A 5,101-nucleotide genomic window follows, 5' to 3' on the forward strand; every position below is an offset into this window, starting at 1 on the left:
CGAGATCACCGCGAAGACCAGCAGCATGACCACCGATTCCACCACGATCAGGTCGCGCTGGGTGATGGCCTGGAAGATCAGCCGCCCCAGCCCCGGCAGGAAGAACACCTGCTCGATGATGATGGCCCCCGCCAGCAGGAACGAGAACTGCAGCCCGATGATGGTCAGCACCGGGATCATCGCGTTGCGCACCCCGTGCCGCCACAGCGCCTGCCGGCGCGTGAGCCCCTTGGCGCGGGCGGTGCGGATGAAATCCTCGTGCAGGATGTCGAGCAGCGACGAGCGCATCACCCGGGTCAGGATCGCCGCCTGCGGCAGGGCAAGCGCGACGGCGGGAAGCGTGAGGGCCTTCAGCCCCATCAGCGGGTCGTCCCAGCCGGGGAAGCCGCCGGCGCTGAACCAGCGCAGCTTGATGGCGCAGAGCAGCACCAGTAGCATGGCGAACCAGAAGTTCGGGATGGCGATGCCGAGCTGCGTCGCCGCGATCACCCCCGCATCTCCTGCCCGGCCGCGGCGCGCGGCGGCGAAGATGCCTGCCGGGAAGGCGATGACCACCGACAGTGTCAGCGCGTAGAGCGCCAGCGGCAGCGACACCCGGATGCGCTCGGCCACCATCTGCGAGACCGGCGCGCGGTAGGTGTAGGAGGTGCCGAAGTCGCCCTGCACCATGCCGCCGACCCAGGCGAGGTAGCGCTCGGCCCGCGGCAGGTCGAGCCCGAGCTCGGCCCGCAGCGCGGCGACGGTGTCGGGACGGGCGTTGATGCCCAGCATGTAGCTCGCCGGATCGCCGGGCGCGACCTCGACCACGAGGAAGATCACCAGCGAGGCGAGCGCGAGGCTGAGCGCGAGGATGACCAGCCGTTTCAGGGCGTAGGCAAGCATCGTCCGCTCCCTAGGCGGCGCGGGCGGAGGATGTGCCGCTCATCGCGCCAGCAGCTCCAGCGGGTCGTAGCCCGGCCCCGTGCCCCACGCGACCTCGGGCAGGCTGTCGGGCTTGAAGCGCAGGCCCGCCATCTCGTCGCGGGTGACGAAGCGGCGGGTGTGGACCACGCCCTCGGGATCGCGCCAGGCGTCCGACAGGGTGCCGTCGGCGATGGTGCAGCGGAAGAAGATCTCGACCTGGTGAAAACCGCTGCGCGGCTCGTGGTATTCGTTCACGAGGCAGGGCGGACCGACGGCCACGGTGAGGCCGGTCTCCTCGTGCACCTCGCGGGCGAGGTTGTCGGGCAGCGAGGCGCCAGTCTCGGCGCCGCCGCCCGGGGCGCACCACAGGTCGCTGTGCCCGCCGGGCCAGGCATTGACCAGCAGCAGGCGGTTTTCGTGCAGGATGACGGCGCGACAGGCGAGGCGGTGAGGGCGTGACATGGCGCGGAGGTTTGCACCTTTCGCGGCGGGGCGGAAGGCCGTATTCCCCCCTCCATGACCGGTTTTTTCGCCTTTCTTCCGCCGACCTGCCACGAGGTGCCCCGATGCTGTCGCTGACCTTCGAGGGGGCGCGGGTGATGCGCCCGGACGGCTGGGACGACGCGCCTCTGGCCATCGACGGCGGGCGGGTGGTCGAGGGCGCCGCCGGGCGCCGGGTTGACCTGACGGGCTACGACATCCTGCCCGGCATCGTCGACGCCCATGGCGACGGGTTCGAACGCCACATGGCACCGCGCCGCGGGGCGCTGCGCGAACGCGAGTCAGGCATGGTGGCCTGCGCGGCGGAGCTTGCCGCCAACGGCATCACCACGGCGATGCTGGCGCAGTTCTGGTCGTGGGAAGGCGGCATGCGCGGGCCGGAGTTCGCCGAGGAGGTCTTTACCTCGGTCAGCGCGGTTGCCCCCACGGTGCCGGTGGACCTGCGGCTGCAGCTGCGGCTCGAGACGCATTTCCTCGACAGGTTCGCCGAGGCCGAGGCCGCCGTGGCGCGGCACGGCATCGGCTACGTGGTGTTCAACGACCACCTGCCCCACGCCCGGCTTGCCGAGGGACGCAAGCCGCCGCGGCTGATCGGACAGGCGCTGAAATCCGGGCGCTCGCCCGAGACCCATCTCGCGCTGATGCAGGCGCTGCACGCCCGCGCCGACGAGGTGCCGGAGGCGCTGGACGGGCTCTGTGCGCGGCTGGCAGCGCGGGGCGTGCGCATGGGCAGCCACGACGACCGGACCGCCGGGGCGCGCGCCGGGTGGCGGGCCCGGGGCGTGCGTGTGTCGGAGTTCCCCGAGACCGTCGAGGCGGCGCAGGCGGCACGGGGTGGCGGCGACGCGGTGGTGATGGGCGCGCCCAACGTGGTGCGCGGGGCGAGCCACGCGGGCAACGTGGCGGCGAGCGAGCTGATCGGGCGGGGGCTTTGCGATGCGCTGGCTTCGGATTACCACTACCCGGCGCCGGCGCGGGCGGCGTGGCGCTGCGTGGAGCTAGGGCTGCTGGACGCGCCCGAGGCGTGGCGGCTGGTCTCCGACGGGCCGGCGCGGCTGCTGGGGCTGGCCGATCGCGGACGGCTGGAGCCGGGGCTGCGGGCGGATCTGGTGGTGATGGACCGCGCGACGCGGCGGATCTCGATGACCGTGGCCGGCGGGCAGGTGGCTTGGCTCTCGGGGGCGCTGGCGGGGCGGCTGATCTGAGGGCCGCGCCCGTGGCGAGGGCAGGAGCGAGGGGCCAGCCCCTCGCGCTCCCCGGAGTTTAGGGGCAAGATGAAGACGGGGCGTGGCGCCCCGGTCCGGACCCCGGTCAGCCGCGGATGATGCGGTTGACGTGGCCCATCTTGCGACCGGCCTTGACGGCACCCTTGCCGTAGAGGTGGATCGCGGTGTCGGCTTCGCGCGCTAGTTCCGGCAGCCGGTCGAGATCGTCGCCGATCAGGTTCTCCATCTGCACGTCGGCGTAGCGGCTCCCGTCTCCGAGCGGCCAGTTGGCCACGGCGCGGATGTGCTGTTCGAACTGGTCGATGGTGCAGCCGTTCTGGGTCCAGTGGCCGGAGTTGTGGACCCGCGGCGCCATCTCGTTCACCAGCAGGCCCTGCGGCGTCACGAAGAGCTCGACGCCCATCACGCCCACGTAGTTGAGCGCGTTGAGGATCTGCGCCGCGAGCAGCACCGCGTCGGTGCGCTGCTTGCCGGAGAGGCGCGCGGGCACGGTGGTGGTGCGCAGGATACCCTCGCGGTGGATGTTCTCGCCCGGGTCGAAGCAGGCCACCGAGCCGTCGGCGCTGCGGGCGGCGATTACCGAGACCTCGCAGGAGAACTCGACGAAGCCCTCGAGGATGGCGGGCGCGCCGCGCATGTCTTCGAGTGCCTGTGCGGCGTCCTCGGGTCCGAGGATCCGCGCCTGGCCCTTGCCGTCGTAGCCGAAGCGGCGGGTCTTGAGGATCGCCGGCGTGCCGATCACCTCGAGCGCCGCGGCGAGGCTGTCGGCGTCGGTGATGTCTGCGAAGGGCGCGGTCCTGAGGCCCAGATCGGTCAGGAAGGTCTTCTCAGTGAGCCGGTCCTGGCTCACGCGCAGCGCCTCGCGTCCGGGACGGATCGGACGCAGCTCCTGCAGCACGTCGAGCGCCGCGGTGGGGATGTTCTCGAACTCGTAGGTGATCACGTCGACCGAGGCCGCGAATTCCGCCAGCGCGTCGTGGTCCTCGTAGGAGGCGGTGGTCACAGCATCGGCCACGTGGCCGGCGGGCGGGTTCGCCCCCGGCTCGAAGACGTGGGTGCGCAGGCCGAGGCGGCTGGCCGCGACCGAGAGCATCCGGCCGAGCTGTCCGCCGCCGAGAATGCCGATGGTCGCTCCTTGGGGAAGTTGGTCGGACATGGTCTGCCTCCGGTGCTGGGTGTCTCGGGGCGGTTCTGTCGCGAAACGCCGCCGCAGGCAAGCGGGCATTGCCCCGGACGCGCCGCCGAAGCAGCGCCGGGCCCCGCCTCAGCCGCGCTCGGGCTCGTCGGGGATCGAGGCGGACAGCGCGTCGCGCCAGGCGTCGAGCCGGTCGGCGAGAGCCGGGTCCTGCAGCGCGAGGATACCCGCGGCCATGAGCCCTGCGTTGGCCGCGCCGGCACCGCCGATGGCCATTGTGCCGCCCGGGAAGCCGCGCGGCATCTGGACGATGGAATAGAGGCTGTCGACACCCGAGAGCGCGCGCGTCTGCACCGGCACGCCAAGCACCGGCACGCGGGTCTTGGAGGCCATCATGCCGGGCAGGTGCGCGGCACCGCCGGCGCCGGCGATGATCACCTGCAGCCCGCGCTCGGCCGCGGTCTTGCCGTAGCTCCAGAGCCGGTCCGGCGTGCGATGCGCCGAGACGATCTTCACCTCGTAGCGCACGCCCAGTTCGTCGAGAATCCGTGCGGCCTCTTCCATGGTCGGCCAGTCCGACTGGCTGCCCATGATGATCCCGACCTTGACCGCCTCTTCCGCCATTCCGTGCCCTCTGCCCTGAAAGAAGCCCGCACTATAGCGGTTGGCCGTCCCTTGTCCATGCGGCAGGGGACGGCCGGGGGACCTGTGTCAGGCCGGCATCTTGTCCTGCGTCCTGGTGTCGAAATCCGAGGCCGCGTGACGCTCGTGCAGCTGCTCCGAGGGCTCGCCCGAGGTCTTGTTGACGATGCGGCCACGTTGCACCGCCGGACGCTCGGCGATCTCGTCGGCCCAGCGGATCACGTTCTTGTAGCTCTGCACGTCGAGGAACTCGCCCGCGTCGTAGGCGCCGCCATGCACGGTGCGCCCGTACCACGGCCAGATCGCGATGTCGGCGATGGTGTAGTCGTCGCCGGTGACGAACCTGCGGTCCGAGAGGTTGCGGTCGAGCACGTCGAGCTGGCGCTTCACCTCCATGGCGAAACGGTCGATGGGGTATTCCATCTTGTAGGGCGCATAGGCGTAGAAATGCCCGAAGCCGCCGCCGAGGTAGGGCGCGCTGCCCATCTGCCAGAACAGCCACGAGAGCATCTCGGCCCGGTCCTCGGGCTTGCCGAGGAAGGCGCCGAACTTCTCGGCGAGGTGCATCAGGATGGCGCCGGATTCGAAGACCCGCACGGGCTTGTCGCCGGAGCGGTCGAGCAGCGCCGGGATCTTGGAGTTCGGGTTCACCTCGACGAAGCCCGAGCCGAACTGATCGCCGTCGCCGATCTTG

At 71.2% G+C, this 5,101-nt stretch carries 6 protein-coding genes; 1 reads left to right on the forward strand and 5 read right to left on the reverse strand.

What is annotated here, in order from left to right:
* On the reverse strand, positions 1-882 hold an 882-nt coding region (locus HC022_RS18825), incomplete at its 3' end, for an ABC transporter permease (protein WP_167453442.1).
* Positions 883-921: 39 nt separating this feature from the next.
* Positions 922-1,365 carry an NUDIX domain-containing protein gene (locus tag HC022_RS18830; protein WP_167453443.1) on the reverse strand — a complete coding sequence of 148 codons (444 nt, stop codon included), beginning with the start codon at positions 1,363-1,365 and terminating at the stop codon, positions 922-924.
* A gap of 104 nt (positions 1,366-1,469) precedes the next feature.
* Between HC022_RS18830 and HC022_RS18835 the strand changes: the two genes are divergently transcribed.
* Positions 1,470-2,609, forward strand: a complete 1,140-nt coding sequence (locus tag HC022_RS18835; protein WP_167453444.1) for an alpha-D-ribose 1-methylphosphonate 5-triphosphate diphosphatase — start codon at positions 1,470-1,472, stop codon at positions 2,607-2,609.
* Positions 2,610-2,715: 106 nt separating this feature from the next.
* Here the strand turns inward: HC022_RS18835 and HC022_RS18840 are convergent, their stop codons facing one another.
* The 3 genes from HC022_RS18840 to yghU all read right to left on the reverse strand — a co-directional run.
* Positions 2,716-3,786, reverse strand: coding sequence for a 5-(carboxyamino)imidazole ribonucleotide synthase (locus HC022_RS18840; protein ID WP_167453445.1), 1,071 nt, complete (start codon positions 3,784-3,786; stop codon positions 2,716-2,718).
* A gap of 108 nt (positions 3,787-3,894) precedes the next feature.
* Positions 3,895-4,389, reverse strand: a complete 495-nt coding sequence (gene purE, locus HC022_RS18845; protein WP_167453446.1) for a 5-(carboxyamino)imidazole ribonucleotide mutase — start codon at positions 4,387-4,389, stop codon at positions 3,895-3,897.
* A gap of 87 nt (positions 4,390-4,476) precedes the next feature.
* A partial coding sequence (yghU, locus tag HC022_RS18850; RefSeq protein ID WP_167453447.1) for a glutathione-dependent disulfide-bond oxidoreductase occupies positions 4,477-5,101 on the reverse strand: 625 nt, incomplete at its 5' end.

Source organism: Salipiger sp. HF18 (genome assembly GCF_011806505.1).
In the GTDB taxonomy this organism is placed as follows: domain Bacteria; phylum Pseudomonadota; class Alphaproteobacteria; order Rhodobacterales; family Rhodobacteraceae; genus Salipiger; species Salipiger thiooxidans.